This is a genomic window from Imperialibacter sp. EC-SDR9, assembly GCF_902498805.1.
In the GTDB taxonomy this organism is placed as follows: Bacteria; Bacteroidota; Bacteroidia; order Cytophagales; family Cyclobacteriaceae; genus Imperialibacter.
The window spans coordinates 36,343-61,104 of record NZ_LR701595.1 but is presented as its reverse complement, the minus strand read 5'-3'; the positions used below and the strand labels follow the sequence as shown (position 1 = coordinate 61,104).

Annotated in this window: 19 protein-coding genes; 11 read left to right on the top strand and 8 right to left on the bottom strand. The window is 45.9% G+C overall.

The window, feature by feature from the left end:
• Positions 1 to 201: 201 nt before the first annotated feature.
• Positions 202 to 1,215, bottom strand: a complete 1,014-nt coding sequence (locus GC130_RS19490) for an AraC family transcriptional regulator (RefSeq protein WP_152000028.1) — start codon at positions 1,213 to 1,215, stop codon at positions 202 to 204.
• Positions 1,216 to 1,413: 198 nt separating this feature from the next.
• Here GC130_RS19490 and GC130_RS19485 point away from each other — a divergent pair, with 198 nt between their 5' ends.
• The 3 genes from GC130_RS19485 to GC130_RS19475 all read left to right on the top strand — a co-directional run bounded on the left by GC130_RS19485 (position 1,414) and on the right by GC130_RS19475 (position 3,564).
• On the top strand, positions 1,414 to 2,079 hold the full coding sequence (locus tag GC130_RS19485) for a c-type cytochrome (protein WP_152000027.1): 666 nt from the start codon (positions 1,414 to 1,416) through the stop codon (positions 2,077 to 2,079).
• Between the two features lie 25 nt (positions 2,080 to 2,104).
• On the top strand, positions 2,105 to 2,608 hold the full coding sequence (locus tag GC130_RS19480; protein ID WP_152000026.1) for a hypothetical protein: 504 nt from the start codon (positions 2,105 to 2,107) through the stop codon (positions 2,606 to 2,608).
• 230 nt (positions 2,609 to 2,838) lie between these two features.
• The gene (locus GC130_RS19475; RefSeq protein WP_152000025.1) at positions 2,839 to 3,564 is read left to right on the top strand and encodes a hypothetical protein; all 726 of its coding nucleotides are present in this window, start codon (positions 2,839 to 2,841) and stop codon (positions 3,562 to 3,564) included.
• Between the two features lie 26 nt (positions 3,565 to 3,590).
• On the opposite strand, the gene GC130_RS19470 is transcribed toward GC130_RS19475, so the two are convergent.
• The 3 genes from GC130_RS19470 to GC130_RS19460 form a co-directional block, all read right to left on the bottom strand.
• Entirely contained in the window at positions 3,591 to 4,085 is a 495-nt protein-coding gene (locus GC130_RS19470; RefSeq protein ID WP_152000024.1) for a GNAT family N-acetyltransferase, read from the bottom strand.
• 82 nt (positions 4,086 to 4,167) lie between these two features.
• A complete protein-coding gene (locus GC130_RS19465; RefSeq protein WP_152000023.1) occupies positions 4,168 to 4,518 on the bottom strand; it encodes a DoxX family protein in 351 nt (116 codons plus the stop codon).
• On the bottom strand, positions 4,519 to 6,261 hold the full coding sequence (locus GC130_RS19460; RefSeq protein WP_152000022.1) for a serine hydrolase: 1,743 nt from the start codon (positions 6,259 to 6,261) through the stop codon (positions 4,519 to 4,521). It lies immediately after the preceding gene.
• A gap of 163 nt (positions 6,262 to 6,424) precedes the next feature.
• On the opposite strand from GC130_RS19460, the gene GC130_RS19455 reads away from it, so the two are divergent.
• The 3 genes from GC130_RS19455 to GC130_RS19445 are packed head-to-tail and all read left to right on the top strand — an operon-like array spanning position 6,425 to position 8,170.
• Positions 6,425 to 7,231 carry a hypothetical protein gene (locus tag GC130_RS19455; RefSeq protein WP_152000021.1) on the top strand — a complete coding sequence of 269 codons (807 nt, stop codon included), beginning with the start codon at positions 6,425 to 6,427 and terminating at the stop codon, positions 7,229 to 7,231.
• Positions 7,221 to 7,733 (top strand): DUF350 domain-containing protein, encoded by a 513-nt coding sequence (locus GC130_RS19450; protein WP_152000020.1) that lies wholly within the window; start codon positions 7,221 to 7,223, stop codon positions 7,731 to 7,733. Before GC130_RS19455 ends, GC130_RS19450 begins: the two co-directional genes overlap by 11 nt.
• Positions 7,734 to 7,756: 23 nt before the next feature.
• Positions 7,757 to 8,170: a nuclear transport factor 2 family protein gene (locus GC130_RS19445; protein ID WP_152000019.1), complete on the top strand. Its 414-nt coding sequence runs from the start codon at positions 7,757 to 7,759 to the stop codon at positions 8,168 to 8,170.
• Positions 8,171 to 8,188: 18 nt separating this feature from the next.
• Here GC130_RS19445 and GC130_RS19440 read toward each other — a convergent pair whose 3' ends face one another.
• On the bottom strand, positions 8,189 to 10,390 hold the full coding sequence (locus tag GC130_RS19440; protein ID WP_226940552.1) for an acylase: 2,202 nt from the start codon (positions 10,388 to 10,390) through the stop codon (positions 8,189 to 8,191).
• Positions 10,391 to 10,553: 163 nt separating this feature from the next.
• Between GC130_RS19440 and GC130_RS19435 the strand changes: the two genes are divergently transcribed.
• The 3 genes from GC130_RS19435 to GC130_RS19425 all read left to right on the top strand — a co-directional run bounded on the left by GC130_RS19435 (position 10,554) and on the right by GC130_RS19425 (position 13,456).
• Positions 10,554 to 11,639 (top strand): alpha/beta hydrolase, encoded by a 1,086-nt coding sequence (locus tag GC130_RS19435; RefSeq protein ID WP_152000018.1) that lies wholly within the window; start codon positions 10,554 to 10,556, stop codon positions 11,637 to 11,639.
• Positions 11,640 to 11,776: 137 nt separating this feature from the next.
• Complete coding sequence (locus GC130_RS19430; protein ID WP_152000017.1) at positions 11,777 to 13,105, top strand: ammonium transporter; 1,329 nt, start codon at positions 11,777 to 11,779, stop codon at positions 13,103 to 13,105.
• Positions 13,106 to 13,111: 6 nt separating this feature from the next.
• Positions 13,112 to 13,456, top strand: a complete 345-nt coding sequence (locus GC130_RS19425) for a P-II family nitrogen regulator (protein WP_152000016.1) — start codon at positions 13,112 to 13,114, stop codon at positions 13,454 to 13,456.
• A 69-nt stretch (positions 13,457 to 13,525) separates the two neighbouring features.
• Here the strand turns inward: GC130_RS19425 and gndA are convergent, their stop codons facing one another.
• Entirely contained in the window at positions 13,526 to 14,923 is a 1,398-nt protein-coding gene (gene gndA / locus GC130_RS19420; protein WP_152000015.1) for an NADP-dependent phosphogluconate dehydrogenase, read from the bottom strand.
• Between the two features lie 162 nt (positions 14,924 to 15,085).
• Between gndA and zwf the strand changes: the two genes are divergently transcribed.
• Both zwf and pgl read left to right on the top strand, forming a co-directional pair.
• Complete coding sequence (zwf, locus tag GC130_RS19415; RefSeq protein ID WP_152000014.1) at positions 15,086 to 16,606, top strand: glucose-6-phosphate dehydrogenase; 1,521 nt, start codon at positions 15,086 to 15,088, stop codon at positions 16,604 to 16,606.
• A 6-nt stretch (positions 16,607 to 16,612) separates the two neighbouring features.
• Complete coding sequence (gene pgl, locus GC130_RS19410) at positions 16,613 to 17,317, top strand: 6-phosphogluconolactonase (protein ID WP_152000013.1); 705 nt, start codon at positions 16,613 to 16,615, stop codon at positions 17,315 to 17,317.
• On the opposite strand, the gene GC130_RS19405 is transcribed toward pgl, so the two are convergent.
• A complete protein-coding gene (locus GC130_RS19405) occupies positions 17,314 to 22,512 on the bottom strand; it encodes a S8 family serine peptidase (RefSeq protein WP_193217916.1) in 5,199 nt (1,732 codons plus the stop codon). The genes pgl and GC130_RS19405 overlap by 4 nt on opposite strands.
• Before the next feature lie 107 nt (positions 22,513 to 22,619).
• On the bottom strand, positions 22,620 to 24,737 hold the full coding sequence (locus GC130_RS19400; protein ID WP_201568375.1) for a prolyl oligopeptidase family serine peptidase: 2,118 nt from the start codon (positions 24,735 to 24,737) through the stop codon (positions 22,620 to 22,622).
• Positions 24,738 to 24,762 lie beyond the last annotated feature (25 nt).

Here is a 24,762-nt window from a genome sequence, read left to right as displayed (position 1 = left end):
GACAAAGGTAACCTTTAATTTTGAGAACGTTTCTCTTTCTGAGGCAATTAGATGAAATAAAGATGTTCTTTCTGCCTTTCAGAGGGCAACAACTAAAGTTTGCTGCGATAGTAAAATGACATTTGGTGTTAAAAAGTTCTTCATTTGGCACGATAGCGTAAAAAAACATTTTCAGAAGCCAAAATTGCCACAAAATAGCCGCTAGTATGTTGGTTTATACCTGAATTCAGTGGGCACAACGCCATAAATCCTTTTGAAAGCCGTAGAAAAATGGTTCGGGTTTTTGTAGCCGAGCGTTCGAGCCACATGTGAAACTTTCACGTCTTTGTCGTGAAGAAGGTGCACCGCATGTTGCATTCTTAGGTCGCTTATGTATTCAAAGATGCTTTTTCCTTCTACGGTTTTGAACACCAACATCAGCTTATTGCTATTAGTTGCAAACTGCCTGGCAAGACCAGCAATGGAATGATCCTCCAAATAGTTGTTTCGGAGGTATTGCTTGACTGTGTGCACCAGGTCCTGATCCCTTCTAGGGGATTGAGTCTTATCAATCAACCTGTACTCCTCCGCAAAAAGCGAGTGTAGCTGCAATAAAATAATCTGGATTACCGAAGTCTCAACCATCATTACACCCAAACTCCCAACCAACGGACAATCGGTTAGGGTTTGAATGGCCCTGAGCTGAGCAAGGCTGAGCGGCTGATACTCTTTCCCAAAAACCCTTTCTTTTTTGGCTATCTTTTCCCTCACCCAGTCAGCCCATGGCTCGTTTTGCGGCAGGAAGCTATCGAGATATTCCGGTGCATACGACACGTGAACATAATGAAGCTCGCTGTTAGCGGCTATATGATGACGGTATTCGTTGTTGGGGTCAAATTTGAAGTTTTGAGAAGCTTGCTTAGTGGCTATAACCTGGTTCGATCCACTCAGATAAGTCTTTACATCAGCTTTCATCAAAAGGCAGCTTCCAGGAAGATCCGCTCCCTCACTGCGGAGGTTTTTAAGCACCACATCCCTTGAGAATATCCCCTCAACCTCCCGAATGGAGAAATTTGGGAGGTACATGTCTCTCGATTTGAAAGATGCAAGTTCCGAGTCCGGCAGCGTATCCGCCTCAACAGGAGACTTAATAAAAACACCATAGGGAATGGTGTCGTTTTCCCCATGCCTCAATATCGGGACATTGGGGGAGTCAAGCGTAATGTAGTCACTCATATTAAAAAAATACCGACCATCAGGCCGATGATAAAGCTCTTCCACGAAAAAAGCCGTCTATAAGTTTCGCTTCAGCAAAAAAAACATACAAAGAGCTGCAAATAGAAGGAAAGTGTTTTCACGTACTATTCTCTCTTTTTTACGTAGGCTGGCCGGTTAGTTGTTTCGTAAAACCGGTCAAATCATAATAATTCAACCATGAAAATGTTAGACAATCTTCGATCAAACAATGTAAACACGAAAAACAGGTTCATTAAGGCGCTACACTCAAGCATCCTTCAGATGGCATGCTTTGTGGCTTTCGCCGCCGCTGTGTACTCCTGCTCTCCATCAACAGCTGTGAACGAGCAACAAATATCGCCAGAGGTGGCAAAAAAAGAGCAAATTCTCCGTGGCCAATACCTTGTAAATACCAGCGCCTGTCACGATTGCCACACGCCTAAGGTAATGACTCCACAGGGGCCTGCCCTGGACACCACTCGTCTTTTGTCAGGGCATCCGGCAAGCGAAGCGATTGCTAGCATACCAATGCAGCAAGACTGGATACTGTTTTCTCAAGGTCTCACGGCTGCTGTTGGCCCATGGGGTATTTCGTTCTCTGCTAACCTAACACCCGACGATGCCACCGGAACCGGTCGTTGGACCTATGAGCAATTCGAAACCGCCATCAGAAAAGGCAAGTCGAAGGGGTTGGAAAGAGCACGTGACCTGCTACCGCCAATGCCCTGGCAGATGTACCAGCAAATGACAGATCAGGATCTGAAGGCCATTTTTGCTTACCTGCAATCTATAAAGCCCGTGCCAAATGCAGTTCCGGCGCCGATCCCACCACAAGACATTGTAGCTGTTAACGTCAAGAATTAGCGTCTATTTTTCAAACATACAATTAATGAAAGCACTAGCTATTTTTTCAACTTTGTTGCTCGGAATACACTTCGCAACGGCTCATTCGCCTGAGGAAGAGAAGGGTACGGCCGCAGAAAACCTCGGCAGGCAAATTCTGAGTTCGTTTCAGAACAAATCCATCAAAGAGTATTATCATCTGTTCCCATCATTGGAAGAACTCCACGGTCTAATGATGGCCAATTCCGAAGCGTACAGCGTGTTTCTGGACGTGGCCAAAAAAGACTTTGCCAAGGTTTATCAAAAAAGGATAAAGCCCGAGATTGAGTCGGCTTATTTAAGAACTTTCTATGCTGGCTGTGAGCTTGGTATTGAGTGGTCGGAAGTATTATTTGTCGGCGCTTACGAAACAGAAGCTCCCCGGGCAGATGGCACAAACTCGCTGGTAATCGAGTTTTTATCCGGACAGAAAAATTACAAGCTTTTGGTAGAGAAAGTGATGATACTCAGTGGCGAGTGGAAAACGACACAATACATTAACCTGATTTGATTTTTTAGTTTAAATGTTGTGCTAACATGGCAAAAGGGGCTCTTTTTTGAGCGCTTTTTATTGTTATTAACCCATACGTTGGCGACAATTTTTCGCCTGCCCAAGCACAGTTTTCCGGCGGCAACTGCGATGCTGTTTACGGTTTTCGGAAAATGATTTTATGCCGACGGCCGTTTTTTTTTATTTTTACCATAGATGTTTACCCCTATTTACTCTGAACACCAACTGCTATGAGCTTAGTCGCCGGATATAGTCGCCACCTCAGGAAGCTCATTATAGTGAGCTTTTTACTGCTGCTTTCCACTGGGGTGATGAACGCCCAAATAGTGTCCTACAAGGACAGGAATGTAGTAGACTATCAGGACTACATCAATTACTCAAAGACAATTACAGGAGCCAACAAGGGTGAAGAGTACGAGGGCTCTCCGTATATGGACGACGAATTTAAAGACGGCATTGTCTTTATAGAAAAGGACCGAAAAACAAATCCGGTGCCCATGCGATACAACATGTACGCCGACCAAATGGAATTTAAGCGAGGAGACTTCACCTATCTGATGGAGCCTGTTTTAAGTATCGACATGATCTCGGTGGGTGAACACTTGTTCATATTGGGAGAGTTTATTGAGGCAAACAAGTACAACCTCGGCTTCTTTGAGGTAATTGACACGGGAAGGTTGAATGTGATGATGAAACAGGTGGTGCGGCTGAGACCAGGGCAAGCTCCTAAAGCCATGGAAAGTGCGCCAACGCTCCCTACCTACCTCAAGCTCGGGTTCGAGTACTACTACCAGCTCGACAAGGGCGAGGTGTTCAAGATATCAAAGGTGAAAGCGTTGGTTCAAAGCTTACCTGACCATCAGGATGAGATGAGGCAATTTGTGAAAAAAGAGAGAATCTCCCGGAAGAAGGAAGATTTGAGAAAACTGGCAGCCTACTACAACAGTCTAAAGTAGACCTCCTTAAAACAATTACCGATACGTTAGACTTCTGTGTCAGCCATTACCCATTCGATAGAGTCATCTTTCGAAACCTCACCGATCAACTGAAATCCATTTCTCTTGTAAAAGGACGTTAACCTGTAATCATCTATTGTGAGCCAGAACGGCTTGCCGTCAAAAACCTTTCTTGCCTGCTCAATCCATTTAGAGCCAAGGTTGCATCCCCTCATCTCTTCCGAAATCCACAAAAACCCAATATAAAGCAGGCCTTTGTCAAAAAGCGCTTGAGCCATTTTTTCATCGAGTGTATCTGGCGGAATTGTGCTGAATACTATGCCTCCTCCCAGCACTTTTTCATCACTTAGCAGGCAAAACACACGGGCTGTAGCAGCGTATTGGGCCCAGAACGGCACTATACATTCCTGCCAATCGTCAGGAAGTATGTCGAAAAGAACTTGAGGGGTGTTTGTTACTTCCTTAAACTCCTGTAAATCAGGTGTTTTTACTTCAACCAGCAGGCTGGATTCTGTTTCCATATTGTTAATAAAACTGATGCAAAATTAATGGAAAGTAAAGCAGTTTTTTAGCATGAAAGTGATATTATTTTTCAGCCTTACCTTAAACGTACTGCCATGCCCACCAAATCAGTAAGCCCTGTAGCGGAAGCCTCAGCCAAAGTCCCCAAATGGGCACCTTCATCCCGGCTCCCTTTTGCATCAGGTGATATACATTGGCGGGAAACACAGCAATCAAAAGAGCGATAACGCCAATGGCAGCCACCGGCCTGTAAGAGGTCAATAGTAATATGCCTAAAAAGATCTCAGCGGCTCCGCTTATGCTATTGATCAGCTGCTTGTATTTCAAAACAGGCGGAATAATGCGGAAATAAAATGTTGGGTTGATAAAATGATTAATGCCAGCCAAAATATACAGCACGGCCATCACGTACAAATGCCATTGCGCTTCCATTTACTGCTTTTCAAAAGCCACGTTTCTTACCCTGCCGGCGTTCACTTTGAAGCCATTGATAGCGCTACTACTGTTCCTGGTAAAATCGATGTTTCCAGTCCACCAGGCCGACGATGAAAATCCATCTTTTTGCTTAATGGTCAGTTTAATATCATCGTGCCGTTGGTGGTGAGCTACGAGCGTATCATTGACTACCTCAAGGGTGTAGGCTGTTTCAAGCTCAGTACTGTAAAACCGGCCTGTATATTCAGACAGGGTTACCTTAGATGCGTCGAAGGCTTCTTTTGGTTGATCACTGGCCGCAGGGGCTTCCGATGGTTTAGGAGGAGCCTCTGTAAGCTGATCTGCGAGGTATATGTCTGCAATTTGATAGGCAATATTGCCGGGATTGAATGACGCCAGGTTGCTGAAAACAATCACGGAAAAGCGCTGCTCAGGAAACCTGTTAATGAAGGTTCGATAACCAGCATCGGCCCCACCATGGGTTTTGTTAACCAGCCCTTTGTACTCCCCAACACCTTGTCCAAACCCGTATCCCATGGTATCACCTTTGTTGAGAATATAACGCTGATCCATCATTTTCATAATGTTATCATTACCTACACTAACATTTTCAAAGTTGACAGCCCAAAGTGCCAGGTCTTCTACTGTAGTAAACAGACTGGTGGCACCCACGTTGGCATAACTAAGCACCGATTTCTTTAGCTCTCCCTGGTCGTTTTTGTAATATGAGTAGGATCGCCCTTTCACAATCTTCTCATGGTCGTCGTAGAAAAGGGTATTTTTCATTCCAAGCGGGTCGAACATGTTGGCCTTGGTCCACTCAGCAAATGACTGCCCCGTAACCCTCGACACAATCTCCGCCAGCAGTGTGAAGCCTGTATTGCAATACAGCATTTCCTCGCCCGGCTTAAAGTTGAGTTCCGTCTGTTTAAAAATCAGTCTCAGCACCTGCTCTCTGGTGATTACATCGTCCAACCTCCAGCCCGCAAGCGCCAGTAAACTCCACTGATCTCTCAGCCCGCTGGTGTGGTGTACCAAATGGTTGAGCGTAATCTTTTCGCCAAAGTCGTGCATTTCTGGCAGGTACTTTCTGATGTCGTCGTCCATCGACACCTTGCCCTGATCGGCCAGCATAGCGATGGCAAACCCTGTGAACTGTTTGGAAACCGACGCCACATGAAAAATAGTGGTTGGCGAATTTTTTATATCATATTCGAGATTGGCATAGCCATAACCTTTACTAAAAACTACTTTTCCATCCTTGACCACTGCAACGGTCGCTCCGGGAACGGCCTCGCCAGTGCCTATAGCAAACCTCATGAGCTGATCGATTTTACCCTCGTTTGTTGTAGCCACTGCTTCTACCCTGTCCAGCATCATCACATAGTCACCTTCGCTCTCCTGAAAAGGCGCAACAACTATCTGGTAGACGCCTCCTTCACTTGTAAATTGAAATGGTTCGGGGCCCCGAGCCGGATTGTCAAATTCACCTAACAGTTGACCGTCGGGGCCAAATACTTTCACTACCACATCTACTGACAATTGATCCGCAAACCCACTGGCAATCGCACCTTTTTCAAGATGAACCCTGAATGTGTCAGCCGCCCCTTTTACCAATTTTGACTCAAAAGGTGACGAAACGGACAAATCAGACCCCTCCTTTATCAGCAGGGTGGTACCCGATTGCTCACAACCAAAAGCTAAAAACACCACTAGCAGCAGATAGCTAAATTTCTTCATGTTATTGAAAGGTCAGGTTATTTGAATTTTTAATGAATGTATCGATTTTAGGTGAAAAATCAGCTTATTGCTGTTACCAATCAAATTGCTAAACATCAGGGCCGAAGTCGCCATTCATGAAAATGAAATCAACTAAACGTGGAAGTTTAAAGTCAAAGGAGCAATGAAAGCTACAGTTAAGATAATAGCGCTCTTTTTTCTGTTCTTCTGGATCATCAGCTTACTCATAGATGGGCTCAAGCATTCAGAGGTGGCCTATGAGATGAGTTTGTGCGAGGACTACACGGAATTTGATACAATAACCGCAGACAGAACTCACCACCGAAACTGGGATTTGATTGACTACCGAGCCTCCTATTGCACTCATTATCGCAGTTATGAAGACCTTGCCAAACAGAGCAGGGAGAAACGGAATCTTATCAGTCCGTCAAACAATGAATATGGAGCCTATTGGGGGAGTGTTTACAGGCAGCTAGTGGAAGAAAACGATGAGTGGGTAAGCTTTATGGCCGACAGTCTTCTGCAAACTGCGTTGCTTGACAGCCTCGACGCTGCTTCGCTGGCAGAGTTGACAGTATCATTTGTGCAGGATATTCCCTACCATTTTATTAGTTCAGGAGACTGTTCCGAAGCAGACGCAACGAAACATCCTTGTGTGGCATTGGCCAAATTTGGCATCCTGTCACCTTATGAGTTTTTGCATACCCTGTCTGGTGATTGTGACACCAGAGCGGTGTTACTCTTTTCTTTGCTTCGTAAGCTCAATTTTGACCCAATGATTGTGGTGAGCTACGAATACCGGCACGCCATGCTGGCACTCAATATTCCGTCTTCCGGAGACCACATTACTTTAGGTAGAAAAAACTACTATTTTTGGGAGACTACCGCCAAAGGCTGGCCTGTTGGCATGCTACCACCTGACATGCAAAATATTGATTACTGGGAAATCGCATTAGTGGATGAACTATAACATCGCCATACTTGGGCTCATCGAAATAGTGTCGGCTGTCACTATTGGCATCTTCATTCTTTCCATTACCTACAAAATATTGCAATGGGTGGGTAGAAGGTATTATAAGATCTCCGAAAGCAACCTGGCCTACAGTATTTTCACTGCCAGCATCATGTTTTCGGTTGGTTTTATGATCAATGAGGTAATTCAGCCACTTATTTCCTCGTTCAGGCTTCTAAATCAGGACGCTGCCAGCTATGTATTGGCCTTCAGGTATATTGGGCAGGGTGCTGTTTACATTGCCATTGCCTACTGCGCTTCCATTGTGATAGCGCTGCTGAGCACCTCCCTGTATGCCCGCCTCACGCCCATTGATGAGTTTGAGGAGATAAGAAAAAACAATGTAGGCATTGCGATCATCATTGGTAGTATCATCATAACCCTTACCTTGCTTACCAAAAGTGGTGTGGGGCTTTTGATAGAGTCCATCATTCCCTACCCTCAATTACCTCCAAAATAACTGAACACTTAAACTATAAAAATATGCGTACGCAATTATTGACTGTCTGTCTGGCTATGTTTGCTTTGACAGCGTTTGGCCAGAAAGAACTACTGGATGCCGAAAAGTACCGATTCGAGGTCATGGCGAAGAAAGACACCAAGACACTTGAAACCATTCTTGCCGACGACTTGATGTATACTCATTCTCACGGAGGCGTTGACGGCAAAGCCAAAATTATTGAATCGGTGGCCGCTGGCACTTACAAAAATGTAGAGATTCTTGAGCAAAATCCAATTTCGTGGGGAAACACAGGCGTAATCTCAGGAAAGGCCCGGTTTCTGATTGGCGACCCAAACGGTGATCGTACCATTATCCTTAAGTACACCGACGTTTACCGCAAGGAGAAGGGAGTTTGGAAGCTTGCTGCCTGGCAATCTTTGCTGGTTACTGAATAAAGTAAAATGCCGGGGGAGCTATTCTCCCGGCTTATATGTTTTCTCCGCCACTGCCTCAATATCCGCCCGGTAGAATAATACGTCTCTGAACTCCCCTTTCCTGTACATCTCCGCCTGGTCATTGAAATGTGGTGAAGCAGGATCGCTGTTTTGCCCGCCAGTGACTATTGCTTTGGCTTTGACAGTGTCGCCAAACTCCACTACTGCCACAAAGCTGTTGCCACTTGTTCCGTACCAACGTTTAGTGCCCGGATATGGCCTGCTACCGAATGCAGACAAAGCCCCCCACATGCTGCTGGTATAAGCAATTGGGTTGCTGGCCAGGCTGTCATTAAAAGGCTCCCTGATGGCACCTTCTACACGCTGAAAGCGATTGATCTCTCCCCAGGCTGTTTCCCATGTACCAAAGTCGGCTGCCAGCTTATCAACGGCTTTTTTCAATGCCTCAAGCTTTATCTGCGGCTCCACTTCCGTGGTCATATAGTCAATCATAGCCAACTGCCTTAGCCGAACTCCTTTTGTTTCGTACAAGTCTTTCATTAACTCCTGGGCCCAGAAAATAGCCAGCGCCGTAGCTACCGATTCCTCACCGAAGCGTAAATCCCACTCTTTAAGCACTTTTATTGGAGCCGCTAGGTCAGCGTCTTTCTCAGAGGAGCCTTCATACGCTTGTACCACAGAGGGAACAAGGTTTTCAAACCCAACCAAATAGGAATCATAGGCTGCTTCAATCAGCTTATCAAGTGTGAAGGTCGTTTTTCCCTCTAATACCCGCACCGCATGAATGCCCCTCGCATTTTCTGAGTCCGGTGCCATGTATACAGGATAGTGTTCGGGCTTAGGACTAAATCCGGCTGCAGCGGTAAATGGAGTAGAATTGCAGTTTTGTAACCAGCCGCTCTCAGGGTTCAACAAACTAACGAGTTCTTCGATTTTATGGAGCCCCTGCCAGTCGGTGGCTGGGTTGCTGCCGTCGATCACCCCTGAGTAATCAAACCGGGGGTCACGAACGGGCATAAAGTTGCCATGATAGTAGCCAATATTGCCCTGGTCGTCGGCATACACCGTGTTGTTCGACGAGTTGGTCCGAAGCCGCATGTTGTTATTGAAGTCGTTGTAGGTGGCAGCCTTTGTTCGCATGTACGATTGACTGAGGGCATTCAATGGATCCTGCATCAGCCCTACGGCAATCCATTTACCGCCTTCTTCCCTTACGATCGGGCCGTGGTGAGATTTGTAGGTCGTGAATGTTTTGCTGACGACTTTCTCACCGTCTTTGTATTTCAAAGTGACCTCTGAGGCCTCCAGAGCCCTCTCCTCTTCACCATACTTGTAGAAATAATTCCCATCCTTTTCTACAACAGTCTCCGCAAATTCGTCTATCACGTCTGCTGCACTGGAAGTATGCATCCAGCCGCAGTGTTCATTGAAGCCCTGGTAGATAAAATACTGTCCCCAGGTGACGGCGCCATAAGCATTGAGGCCTTCTTCACTTACCACATGCTGCTCGGAGCGAAAAAAGAAAGAAGTATGTGGGTTGATCAGCAGTAGAGAATTGCCTGATGCGCTGTTGGATGGTGCAATAGCGAAACCATTAGACCCTGTAGGCTCAGGTTCTGGTTCGTAGGTATACACTGAAGAAACCGGAGAAACTGGCTTCCTCCCGTAAAACGCCTCTAAGCTTTCAGTTGATATAGATTCTATGTCTCCACCGATGCTTCCTTCGCTAAAAGTAAGCGGCATCCAGGGCTCAAACCTGGTGAGCAGCATCGGTTTCACCTCAGGGTGTTTGTAAAGGTAATAGTTAATGCCATCGGCAAAGCCCTTCATCTGTTCTTTCATCCCCTCCGGGGCCTTATCATAAAGGGCTTTTATTTCCTCTTCATTGATAAAAAGCCTTTGCCGAAGGTCGGTATAAAGTGCTTTCTCGCCTTCCACCTCTGCCATCCGCCCAATCGAGGTCAGGTAGTTGGCCTCAATACGCTTAAAGTCGTCTTCGCATTGTGCATACAACATACCGAAAATGGCATCGGCGTCGGTCTTTCCATAAATATGAGGAATGCCCCAGTTGTCACGAATAATGGTAACACGAGACGCTCTGGCTTCCCATCGTTGTATTTCGTCAGCGGTGAATTCCGAAGCACCCTGCTGAGGCGTTTCGCACCGCTGGAAGAAAAACAAGGAAACTAAAATAAAGGTCAGTTGGATTGGTCTTCTCACGATTGATCACAATTTGGTAGTCGAACAATATACAGGTTGACCATTAAAATAGTAAAACCGCTCAGGTAAATAACCAAAATGGAGCTATTTGGGAACAGATCCAGATCAAAATGATTTTTTCTACAAATAAGTACTTTTATGTCCTGAGTTGTCATATCGTTATATGAGAGCACTTTACCATATTATCTTCCTGGCAGGCATCTTATTCAGTTGCAGCTGTAGTGATTCCAGCCCGTCACCCTCAGATGATGACAACACACCACCTTCGTCGGGAAATTCAAGTTTTACCATTACCACGCTTGAGTTATCTGATGATCTTACTATCGACATCTATGTACCAAGGGCAGAAAATGCTTCCGGGAAATATCCCATCATTTACTTCAATGATGGAGACGTTTTCAAAGGAGCCATTACCAGTCTAACTTCTTACCAATTTGAAGCTACTTCCACCATAGAGCCCTTCATGATGGTGGGGGTATCAGCAGCGGGCCATAGATACGGCAGGTATATACCCTACAACGACCCATGGATCAAAGAAAACTGGTCTGAGTATTCTCCGGGTTCTGTTAACTACACTGAAAGGCTCATCAATGAGGTGATTCCGATGGTGGAGGCAGACTACCCCGTTGACACGAAAAGAAGAGCCATATTCGGTTTCTCTCTTAGCGGACTTTATACAGCCTGGGCCGGAATTAATTACCCGGAGATCTTTTCCTTTTCCGCCTCCATGTCCCCCTCATTCTGGGTAGCAGACTATGCCATTTTCGATGAGCCAAAAGAGCTGTCAAACACCCGGTTCTATTTCGACATTGGTACTAAAGAGTGGAACTATTACGTTCCGATGATTGAAAGCCTGGAAAATCAGGGATTTGAATATGGTAAAGACATTTTCTACTATGAGGTGCCCAATGGCATCCATGCTGAGAGCGATTGGGCCAGCAGGTTGCATATTCCTCTTGGGCTGTTCTTAAACGGCGCTCCAGAGGAAGTAAAGGACTACGAGGTTATAAAAGAGTGCATTCCCAGCCAATCGACCGCCGGGCTGGTTTTCCAAAGGCTTAATCCCATAGTTACTTTTACGAACGGCATCAGGTATTCGCTCTCCACAAGCGCCTCCTTTCAGGTCGTTAGTGGCGATGGCGTAGTGCTGGAAGACGGAAGGTTCGACGCTAAGGGTGGGAGCATGACCGTTGAAGTTAGCCACGGAAATTGGAGCGAGCACATAAGCTTAAATAATTGCAATAATTAGGTTTCTGACGCTTTCGAAGCGGCTACTTTCAGGTTTAATGCGCCTCGTTCAGGAAGTTTAAATCTGAATTCCTATATTGCGTCACCCTAAACAACATGTCCCAAAAAGCTGGTGATTGAATTTTAAACACACCCTACATGAAGCTTTTTGTTCGACCAATTCTATTGAGTGGATTGGCTATTATTGCCTCTTCCACTGTTGCCTTTGCCCAGGAAACGTCTGAGATCGACTCAGGTGCCACTGCCTGGATGCTGACTTCTACCACACTTGTGCTCCTTATGATTCCCGGCCTTGCCATGTTTTATGGTGGCCTTGTCAGGACTAAAAACGTGCTCGGCACTATGATGCACAGTTTTACAGCCATGGGTATCATGACTGTTCTTTGGGTAGTTTGCGGCTATAGCATGGCTTTTGGTGAAAATGTACTTGGTGGCTGGTTTGGCTGGAATTCCGACTATGTGATGCTTTCAGGTATCGATGACAGTATTATTGACGGCATTCCCGAGTATGTCTTCTCAATGTTCCAGGCAAAATTTGCCATCATCACCCCTGCTCTTATTGCCGGTGCCGTGGCCGAACGAATCACGTTTAAAGGTTATTGCTTTTTCATAGCGCTGTGGGGACTTGTCGTTTACAATCCGCTTTGCCACTGGGTTTGGGCGTCTGACGGCTTCCTTTTCAACCTGGGAGCCAACGGTGCCATTGATTTTGCCGGAGGCACGGTTGTACATATCTCCGCCGGTGTTAGCGGATTGGTTGCCGTGCTCTTTATTGGAGCCAGAAAATCGCACCCACATTTGCCCATGCAGCCCAACAACCTTGTGATGACGATGATAGGTGCCGGGCTTCTTTGGGTCGGTTGGTTTGGGTTCAATGCCGGCAGCAGTATCTCAAGTGGGTTGAGCACTGCCCAGGCCCTGACCGTTACACAAATAGCAGCTGCGGCCGGTGCACTTACCTGGCTGATCGTGGAAGGCTTCCATCAGGGGAAAGCAACAGCACTTGGTTTTGCATCGGGCATTCTGGCAGGTTTGGTAGCCATCACGCCTGCGGCTGGCGTTGTTCAGCCAGGAGGAGCTCTTGTACTGGGAGCACTTTCTACTATTGTGTGCTACCTCGCTATTATACTAAAAAACAAACTCGGCTATGATGATACACTAGATGCTTTTGGTATCCACGGTGTTGGCGGTATCATAGGCGCCATTTTCCTTGTTTTCTTTATCAGAGAAAGCTGGATGGCTGATGCAGCAACGGCTGTAGGTGGCACGTGGACAGTAATGCAACAACTTGGAGTGCAACTAACTGCTATTGTGATAGCCATAGTTTACGCCGGTGTAGGCACTTTCGTCATTCTTTTTGTGCTCAATAAATTTGTCAAAATCCGGGCCGCCGAGGAAGATGAAATGAAAGGGCTCGACAATGTGTACCATGGTGAGAAAGGATACGGAATGATCACCCCTAACTAACAGAGAATGAAACTGATTATAGCCATTATAAGAGAAAATCAGCTGGATCAAGTGAGAGAATCGTTGATTCAGGCTGGCATATCAAGAATAACTGTGGGCAACGTTTCCGGTCATGGACGGCGGGTGTCCGAAGAGGTCTACAGAGGCCAGAAGGTGATTCCCAATCTGGTCTCCAATATCAGACTGGAAATAGCTGTGAATGATAGTTTCGTTGACACCACCTGCAATGCCATTATGGACGCAACGCAGGCACACGACGGTGATATGATAGGCAGCGGCAAGATATTTATTATGCAACTGGAAGAGTGCATAAGGATCAGAACTGGTGAACGAGGTTCTGACGCTATATAACAACCCCAAGAATGTATTTTGGAAATATAGGTAATGAAAAGGCTGAGCTACTAACTCAGCCTTTTTCTTTTACCACTCTGTGTGGAAAATCCCTTCCCGATCGGTTCTTTCATAAGTGTGTGAACCGAAATGATCACGTTGTGCCTGAATCAGGTTCAGTGGCAAACGACCTGTGGTGAAGGCGTCGAAATAACTCAAACCTGCAACCATTCCCGACACCGGAATGCCCTGGCCAATGGCATAAGCGGCCACTTTTCTTGCCGACGCTTCGCAAGTTTTAACTTTGGAAGCAATGTCTTTATCCAGCAACAGGCTACTAAGTGCTTTATCCCTGGCATACGCCTTCCTCATGTCCTCTAAAAGGCCTGAGCGGATGATGCAGCCACCTCTCCATATTTTAGCGATGGTTTCCATGTCGCAGCCGTAGTTGTACTCTTTCGAAGCAGCCCAAAGCTGGGTCATTCCCTGAGCGTATGTAACGATATAGGCAAAGAAAAGTGCGTCTTCAACGTCTTTCACCGTAAGGCTGCTATCTCCTTTGATGGTCTTGGCTCCGTAGAGTGATTCCGCTTTTTCCCGATCAGCCTTCATTGACGATATCTCCCGCATACTTACTGCCACATCGATGGTAGGCACCGGAATACCGAGGTCCATGGCATTTTGGGACGTCCATTTGCCTGTTCCTTTTTGCTTTGCTTTATCAAGGATTACGTCGACCAGGTCCTTGTTGGTCAATTCGTCTTTTTTCTCGAAAATTTCTGCTGTTATTTCTACCAGAAACGACTGTAGCTTGGTCTTGTTCCATTCATCGAAAGTGTTGTGGAGCTGCTTATTGCTTAGGCCCAGCCCTCTCTTCATCACATCATAAGCCTCGGAAATGAGCTGCATCAGCCCATACTCAATGCCGTTGTGCACCATTTTTACATAGTTGCCTGCCGAACGGGCTCCCATATAGTCTACGCACGGATCGCCATTGACTTTCGCCGAAACCGCTTCAAAAATCGGCCTTACAATTTCATAGGCATCTTTGTCACCTCCCGGCATAATGCTGGGGCCGAAGCGGGCTCCCTTCGCTCCTCCGGACACTCCTGTGCCAAAGAAGTAGATACCTTTTGACTCCAGGTTTTCAGCTCTTCTGTCTGTGTCAGTAAAAAATGAATTTCCACCATCAATGATAAGGTCACCTTTATCAAGCAACGGAAACAAATCGTTGATAACAGCGTCGACAGGGCCTCCGGCCGGAACCAACAACATGATTTTTCGTGGCTTGGAAAGCTTTGAGACAAACTCCTTTTTGTCGGTAGTGCCATCAACAACCTTTCCTGCTCCTTCTTCCCTCAAAGACTTTACCTTTTCAGGGTCAGTGTCTAAGCCATAAGCGGAGAAATTGTTGTCTGCCACATTCAAAATGAAGTTTCTTCCCATCACTCCGAGGCCTACAAGGCCAAAGTCATACGTTTTTTCCATTCCTGTCCTATTTTTCATTCCACATGACGGCCACCATGCAACCAACTGCCCTCATATGATGTTAATTGCTTGTTTTTTAGCGAATATCAAGAGATTCAGACCAAAAATACTGATCTTCGCCAATTAAATTGAATTTTGCTATCACCCCTGTGTAGTACCTAAATGAAAAAAACTGATAATCAGATACTTACTATTTTTGGAGCCTCTGGCGATCTTACTGAGCGTAAACTAATTCCCGCCGTTTTCAATTTATTCAAAAGAGGTTTCTTGCCGGAGAATTATGCCATTCTTGGTGTTAGCCGAACAGATTTTAGCGACGAGGAATACAGGAAGAAAGTTGTGTTTGACAACCCACACCTGAAAGCTTCTAAAGAAAAGCCAGATGAGTTAGAGAGCTTCGCCAAGTTGGTATTCTATCAGTCAATTGACACGAAAGCGGTAGTAGACTATCAGTTGCTGGCCAATCGGCTTAAAACGTTATGCAATGACTGTCACACGGATCAAAACTATATTTTCTATCTTTCTACTCCCCCTTCACTTTACTCAGTGATTTCTAAAAATTTGGGCGAAGCTCAACTCAACACGGAAGAAAAGGGCTGGAAAAGATTGATTGTTGAAAAACCTTTTGGTTACACCCTGGAAAGTGCAAAAGAACTAAACAACCAGCTGCTCGAGTCGTTCAAAGAAGATCAGATTTATAGAATCGACCACTACCTGGGTAAAGAAACCGTGCAGAATACGCTGGTGGCCAGATTTGGCAACACTATTTTCGAGCCACTTTGGAACCGCATATACATTGAAAAAGTAGAGATTACAGCTGCAGAGAGTGTGGGTGTAGAGAAGCGTGGCGGTTACTACGATGGCTCCGGAGCTTTGAGGGACATGATCCAAAACCACCTGCTACAGCTAGTGTCGCTGGTGACAATGGAGCCCCCGGCAAGAATGGATGCAGAATCGATCCATAACGAGAAACTGAAGCTCTTTAGGTCCCTACGCCCTTTAAGTGCCGATGACATAAGAAACAACGTCATTAGAGGTCAATACCTCAATTCGACATTCGGAGACAAGGAATATCTCGGTTACAGAGATGAGCAAGGCGTGGATACCGAATCAAGAACCGAAACCTTTGCGGCTTTAAAATTCTACATCGACAACTGGAGATGGGCCGATGTGCCTTTCTTCGTCCGCACCGGCAAGCGGCTGCCAACCAGGGTTTCTGAGGTGGTGATTCACTTCAAACCCAACCACCATCACCTGTTCAGCCAGCGGCGAATTGCCAACTCGCAAAACGTACTTGTCTTCAGAATTCAGCCCAACGAGGGTATTTTATTGAAGTTCGGTCTGAAGGTGCCGGGCAACGGCTTTAAGGTAGAAACGGTGAATATGGACTTTCAGTATGACGGGCTAACGGACGCATACGTGCCAGAAGCCTACGAAAGGCTGCTGCTCGATTGCATGCAGGGCGATGCGACACTCTACGCCAGAGGCGACAGTGTTATTGCTGCCTGGGAGTTTGTTGATCCGATACTAAAAGCATGGAAAGATGATCCCGACCTTCCAGTTTACGGATATCCCTCAGGCACCTGGGGACCGGAACAGGCAAATACACTAATTGAAAATGGCCACGGCTGGCGGAATCCTTGCGCCAATTTGGTTGATGACGGACTTTATTGCGAACTATAATAGCTGATGGAATTACATATTTCAAAAAACCCCAGGGCAGTAGCAGAGGATTTTGCCACCTTTTTGGTCGATCTCAATCAAAACAGTGACAAACTGAACATCGCACTCTCCGGAGGTTCTACCCCACAGCTACTGTTTGACATTCTTGCTGCCGATTACAAAAAGGCGATTGATTGGTCGAAGATGCATTTCTATTGGGGTGATGAACGTTGTGTCCCTCCTACCGATAAGGACAGCAACTATGGCATGACAAAGACACATCTGTTTGATAAGGTTGGTATTCCTGAAGGCAATATTCACCGCATCCTTGGCGAAAACGAACCCAAACAGGAGGCTCAACGACATAGCCACGAGATCAAAAAGAACGTGACATCATCCGACGGGCTCCCCAGGTTCGATCTGGTGATACTTGGTCTGGGCACTGACGGACACACTGCATCGATCTTTCCTGATCAAATGGAGTTGTTGAAAGCTACCGAAACCTGTGTTGTTGCTACACACCCTGAATCAGGGCAAAAGAGAATCAGCCTTTCCGGCCCAGTGATTAACAATGCGAAAAGCATCGCCTTCCTGGTGACTGGCGAAAGCAAGCAAGCTAAAGTGAAGGAAATACTTAAACATAGGGGCAAGTTCAGGACATACCCTGCTTCGCATATAAAGCCCACAAATGGCGTGCTTTATTGGTTTCTGGACGAGGCGGCTAGTGCCTAGTCTTTGACGATACGAGTACTGAAACTATCCCCTGAAGAAGTCGAAACCAGCAAGAGATAAACTCCAGGACGGAGATGGCTTGTAACCAACGCATATTCACTATTAGATTGGACATTCTCCAGATTATCTTCCGTGAGTGTTTGCCCCACCAGGTCAACGATGCTTAGCATGATTTGCCCACTTATTTGGTTTTTAAATCGAATGCTTAGGTAATCATTAACTGGAATAGGGTAAACATCAACAAGCTGAGACATACTGCTTTGAATGCCACTTATTGCATTCACCATGATGATTAGATTATAAGGCAGACTGGTGCTGTTTGGGTCACTCACTACAACTGGTACTTCCAGCTCCCCAATATAGTCCAAAGCAGGAGTTACCGTCTGCCCTGATACACTATAATTGTCACCAGCCCCTATCTTCAAAGAATGGTTGACTGGAAATTCATCATCATCGTCATCAACAAATACATATTGAGGCAGGATTTTTAGTGAAGCATTTTTGTCAATACTCAGTTCCTGTTGACCGGTAATTTGCGGAATGTCGTTGCTCAGGTTTACTGAAAACTTAAACAGGTCGCTGTCGTCAATGCCGTCGGTTACCGTTATATTGATCTTTAGAACTCCCACAAAATTGACTGATGGCATAATCTTACCCTCAACAATCTGATAACCATTCCCCTCAACTAGTTTCAGGGTCAGACTTTCCAGCGGATCATCTGCATCAGTCACAGTTAGCTGCGCCAAATCGATCTCAATCGGTTTGTTTTTGCCAAGCGTTGTCGCTACCTGCCCGGTTATTACTGGCTTGTGGTTAAGAATGTCTACTAAGAACTCAAAAACCGGGCTACTATCCACCCCATCACTCACTGTCAAAGGAATGATAATGGTGCCGACGAACCCTGCAGTAGGCCGAACCATGCCATCCTCGGTAACAGAAAAGTCCTCACCTTGCCCGATAGAAAGCTGGTAAGCAAAATCAGGCCCATCGTTCTCATCAATGATTTGTAAGTCATCAACTGATACAGAAAAATTATTATTCTTAGTCACTTGCATTGACTGCTGCCCAACAATCGATGGCGCAACATTCATCACTTCAATTTCCAGCTCAAATATATTACTATCGTCAGCTCCATCGTTCACAACAACCGAAGCGGTTAAGACACCATTAAAATCGTTTGGTGGTGTAACGAGGTTATCTTCCAACTGCCCACTTGAAACGGCCAACACTTTCACAGTAAACCCGTCAGGATAGTGGTTATCTGAATCTACGATGATAAGATCATTGACGCCGATCTCCCATGATGCTGACTTCCAAATACTTATAGCTTGCTGTCCTGTGATCACCGGAGGCTCATTTGTTACCTGAATCTCAAACCTATATACTGCACTGTTTGAAAATCCATCATTAACAACAATGTTTACCTGAAGTTCACCTCCATAAGTTTCGTTAGGAAAGACTGTCATGCCTTCAACTACATAGTGCTCGCCAGGTAGAACAAGTAACGTATGTTTTGTTGGGTAAATATCATCGGCGTCTGTCGCAGTAATGTCTGTTAGGGACAACGTATAAGCGTTGTTTTTATCTATTTCAACAGCTACTTGCCCTGTAACAACCGGAGGCTGATTAACAACTTTAATGTTCAATAGAAATGGCTCACTACTATCATAACCATCATTAACCGAAACGGGAACCTTAATTGTGCCAACGGAATCGATCGGCGCTATAATCTTTTTTCCATCAACAGAATAACTATCCCCATTTTCCACAATTATGCTCATCTCAGAAGCATTGGAGTCGTCATCCAAAATGATCAAATCATCCAAAGATATTTCGTGAGAGGCGCCTCTGAATATTGTGACTGGTTGCTGGTCAACAACTTCCGGAATTTTGTTCGCTTTTACGAACAGCGCAGAGGTCATTATATATTGCATTGAGTCACCGGAAGATCCCTTGGCCACCAGTTTGATGTCATAATATGTATCGTCAGAAGGTTTGTTAAAAATACTTCCTTCGAACACTTTCCTTCCATCGAGGTTTTCGGTAGTAACAAACTCCACTGGAACGATCTGGTAGTTATCCGAACCACTTTTCTTAATGTAAAGCTGGCTACCAACGAGCGAAGACAGGCCAGGCCTTACTGAAAATCTTACCTTACCATCCAATACCTTTTCAAATTGGTTAGTAAGCTCGCCCGATTTATCTTGAAAATAAAACCCCGGCATGAAAGGGGACGTAACACTGCCGCCTTCATTTTGAACAATGGAATTGGTTGTGTATTTGATGACGCCTTCCTGGCCAGGCATTTGTTCATGTGGAACAGTGAAGTCAAATTGATACTGTCCAGCCTGATAAAACCCCCAGTCTGAGAAAAAATCTCTCCCTGTTCCATTGAAAAGAACCAAGTCGCTCGCTGAAACTTTCACATTCATCTGATCATACAGGAAATAGGTTTCTTCCCCGAAGGATCCCAAAAAAGCGCTTGAACGGATATCGTAATTATTCAGGTAGGTTCCTGGGTGCAGAACACCACTACCAAAATTGAGTGTTTGCCCCATATTCATTCCCGGCGTGTCGCTCAGTGGCCATTTGCCATCGAAACTGGCAATCTTATTATCAAAGACCCTAAGCAGTTTAGTTCGCAACGATTGATATGAATCGTTGACATTTTTAGAAACATGCGCATCAATCCCTAAGCCCCAATTATTAATGACTGACGACTCTGTAATGTATGCGTCTGCATGCCAGATATCCATAGGCAAGTTTACACTACTGCCCCAATTCCGACCAAAACCAACCGTATTTCCGCCCCCACCATAGTCGTCAAACCAGTGCGCATTAACAAAGAAGGTAATATCATGAACGGCAGACGATCCCGGTAAATCAAAATCAAGACCAAAATGGTAAAGATCCTCGGAGTTTCGCTGAATGTCTGCACTTTCAGAGAGACCATCGAAAGCAGCTAACTCTATGTTATACAACTTGTTACCAGACTCATTCCGAACATCAAATGTGTAGTTTGTTGTAGCGAAGTACTCTGAGGAAAAATCCGAGAAATTTAATTCACGAAGCGCAGTGCCGTATGAAACAATATTTCCAAAGCGGCTGCTCTTTGACTGGATCAGTAAGGTTAAGGTTCCCTGATAACTGTCCGCTAAACTTTCACCATTCTCATCTGCGGCAGCAAAAGTTATTTTGTTTTCTACGTCGGCCGAGGTTACCGAAATAGTGGTACTGCCATCAACAACAATATTTTCTTTCAGCGCAATCTTACTCCAGTCTTCAAACAAGAAAAATCCGTTATAAGTAGCGTTCGGAACAAGAAAGGTTGCAGTTAATCCATCTCCCGAAAATGAAGCATCATTGGCTCCATAAGAAAATTCGTCGTTGAATAATTGGATCAGTTTATTATAGTCCCTGTTCAATTGATTATCCTCAAAAACTATTCTGACAATAGTTCCACTAACGAAGGCCCAGGGTATTACAAGCGCATCTTCTTCACTTGCAATTGTCACCCTACCTCCGGCGGATTGTGAGGCTTTGGGCTCCTGTTCAAATACATTATTGTCAACGGCAAGAGAAAAGCTTATGGTAGTGGATTGGCCAGAATTTAGCGTAAAAGCTGTCTCAGTTGGAGTCAATGTTATCCCTGCTTGCGTTCCTGTTACTGTTATGGAATAGGATTGTTCAGAAACACTATTATTCGTAACAGTCACCGTCTTAGAACCACCCCAATTGGGTTGATCGGTTGCATTTAGTCCATAGCTCAATTGGGTTGGATATGCAGTACTGCTGACACCTGCAGCTTTCACGGCATCTAATCTGCCAGAACCCTGCTGCATTTCTTGCAGCCCAAGGTCTTTGGCTGTAGTGGTTAGTGCTGCCTTTACCTGATCTACAGTCCAGTCAGGATGAATATCTCTTAAAAGGGCGGCTACTCCAGCAACGTGAGGAGTAGCCATGGATGTGCCGTTAAAATTCGCAGTACCTCCTCCAGGAACACTCGACGCTATATTTACGCCTGGAGCCAATAAATCGGGCTTGATCGCATAGTTTCCTGCATTTGGCCCCTTACTGCTAAAGTAGGCAAGCATGTCGTAGTCGTCACTGGCACCAACTGTAATGGCTCTTTCTGCTGTGCCTGGGCTGCCGATCGTCTTAAAGCCACCAGAATTACCAGCAGCCACACAAAAAACAACTCCCATTTCCACAGCAGCATTGACTGCAATTGCTGTTGGCGACTGGTAGTCACCTGGCCCGCCAAGGCTCATATTCACAACATCCAACCGGTCGCTGTAATCACCATCACCATTGGGGTCAACCGCCCATTCTATGGCATCAAGAATGTCATCATCGTATCCGTATCCATATTGGTCAAGCACCTTCAGAGCCACCAATTTAGCTTCTGGTGCTACTCCTATAAGCCCACCACCATTGGCTGCCACAATACCAGCTACGTGCGTCCCATGTTCATTGTCATCGAAGGGGTCATTATCATCATTCACAAAGTCATACCCACCAACTACTTTAAAATCAGGACCAAAGCCACCACCTAGAGCGGGATGATTGTAATCAATGCCCGTATCTATTATACCAACAACAATTCCCTCACCCCGTATATCATAGCTATCCCACACCTCCGGGGCACGAATTAAAGGCACGCTGGTGTCCAGAAAAGCCTTTACAACACCATTTGGGTGGACGGATTCGACATAGTCCAGTTTTTGTATTTCGTCAACCAACTCTTCACTAGCTCTTATATGCGCCCCAAAGAAAGCTTTTGAATACTCCTTTTCAAGCGAAGAAACAGCCAATGTACTTTTACTCCCTTTTGTTCGGGCCGAGTGCAGCAAATTCAGGTCTGAACGCAATTTATCGAACAGAACTGGATCCTTGAAAGGCTTGGCATTAAATCCAAATTGCTTGCTTTGCGAAGCAGAAGGTACCCCTTGTTTGAATTTAACGATAAATTCACCTCGCTTTGCCTCTGGTTCTGTCGAGTTGCTCGATGCCCCTTTCGCATAGAGAGTTACTCCCAGGGAATCTTTGTTGGAAAAGGCGTTTGCAACGTGGCTCCCACTACGGTAGGACTTTGAATATCCTAATTTGTCTCTAACAGACAATACCTGTTGCGCTGATGCCTTATGAATGTACACAAGGCATATAAAAGATGCAAAAAGAAGTTGCCGGCTCAAGAGTTTCACTGGTTAAAAGTAAATCTTTTAAAAATATTTACTTCATAAACCGGAAACTAAATACATACCCTTAGCAATAAAAATATTAACTATTATAGTAGACTATCTTACTTCTTTAACTTCCTAACGAAGAAATCGGCCGTCGCTTTTCCTGCTTTTAAGGAGTTTCCATGCTTCATCCAATGGTGGGTATCGTCGACTATGACGATGGTTTCCATCTCCACTCCTTTTTCAAGCAGACGTTGCACCAGGTCAGTGCTTTGACTAAAGCGGACATTTCGGTCGTCATCACCATGGATAATGAGAACCGGCGAGGTCCAGCTGCCAACTGTTGATGCCGGGGAAGACTCCCACGCTACTTTAGCGGCCTTCTCTGCGTCGGGCGCTTTTTCATATTGATCCGGGTACAGGATATCTCCTATCCTACCAGTCGTTCTCTCATGCACACCGTGAATATCGACGCCAGCGGCAAAAATGTCAGAGTTTCTCCCCAAAGCCATGGCCGTCAAATAGCCACCATATGACCCACCGTAGATGCCAATCTTTGATGCATCAACTCCTGGCTGCTTGCCGAGCCAAAGCCCCGCTGCCTTAATGTCTTTGTACTCACTGGCTCCCCAGGTTCCTGCATCTGCCGGGTTATGAAATTCGTAGCCATAACCGATGCCAAGGCGATAGTTAACCACCAGCACAGTAAAGCCAAGGCTGGCCAGGTACTGGTTGGTTGCATAGCCATTGGTATAGTAGTCGGAATAATGCCAACCAAGAAGCATTTGTCTTGGTGGGCCCCCATGAACATAAATGATGGCAGGGCCTTTGGCTGGCTTATTGGTCGGCGTAAACAGCTGACCATGGATAGTGAAGCCATCCTCAGATGTAAACACTGCCTGAGTTGGTGTCACCAGGCTTTTCGTTGGAAACCCGGAAGGAATCCGGTCTTCAGCCAGCAGTTTTATTTTCCCTCCATTGGCCGGTAAAATAGCCGGAAGAGGTGGCCGCTGCGGTGTGGCACTGATCATTGCTATGCTTTTGCCGTCGCCAGTCATTACAGGCGTCCACTCGAGGCCGCTGCCTGGGGTAAGTACCTTCATGTCGGCTTTGTCTACCGACACCTGCACTGCATGCCGCCTGTCGAGATCAAGCGGGTCGGAACCTGTGTTTCCGCTAAACAACAATGTTGTACGATCACTGCTGAGACTCACGTGCTCAGCCATGAAGTTGCCGGGCGTCAGCAACATAGACTCGCCGCCTGCTTCAGGCATGGAATACATATGAGGCCAGCCATCCTTGTACGACATGAATACGATTTTGCCTTTTGCTGCCCAATGTAAGTTGGTGCCGCCGTGAGTGTTGGGTGTTGAGCCAGCCAGCGTTTTGGGTGCTTCCCAGAGCTTTTTGGCCTGAGCAGTTGACACATCGGCTGACCAAATGGCCCACGGGCGATGCTTCCTTGCCAGTATCGAGTCGGGTGCGCCTCCTGCACCTGGTGTACGAACAAAAACAATTCTTGTGCCATCCGGCGACCAATCTGGAGATCTGTCAAAATTGAAAGAAGGGGCCAGCCAGATAATCGGCGTTTCTTTGTTGGTAAAAACCCCCACAAATGAATGGTCGCCCCTATGGGAGACAAAAGCCATTTTCGTTCCATCAGGTGACCATGTAACACTGCCATTCCTTCCTCTTGCAGTAAACAGCGCCTCGCCTTTGGCAGTGCCTTCGATGGGTACAGACAATATCTGCCCACCCTTAACATAAGCTACCGTTTTCGAGTTTGGTGAGACAGAAGGTAAATCCCCATCCGCCAGCATTTTTGGCTCTCCGCCTGCAAATGGGACGCTCCAAATCTGAACTTGTGGGGGCTCCGGAAGGAAAGAGGTATTCACCGGCGCATCATCGTCCCAATTGGAACCATGGTCTCCTCCTCTCACGTAAACTACCCATTGGCCATCAGCAGTCACTGCCAGGCTCGATATTTCCTGTCCACTGTCGTCGTTGTACTGCGTAAGCTTTCTTGCTTTAAAATCAGGGCCTTCAGCCACATAGATATTTCTTTGCCCTTGTTCGTTAAAAGTCCATGCTATCTTACTTCCCGTGGCAGCGGAGGTCATGTCAGCGGGAAATGGATACGATTTGATGGATTCGAAAGAAAAAGGCTGAGCATGGACGTTTGCCATGGGCAAACAGCAAGACAAAAGGAACAGAACGATGTTAACAAATGGTTTCATGGTTTGTTAGAGTTAGTTGAATCAA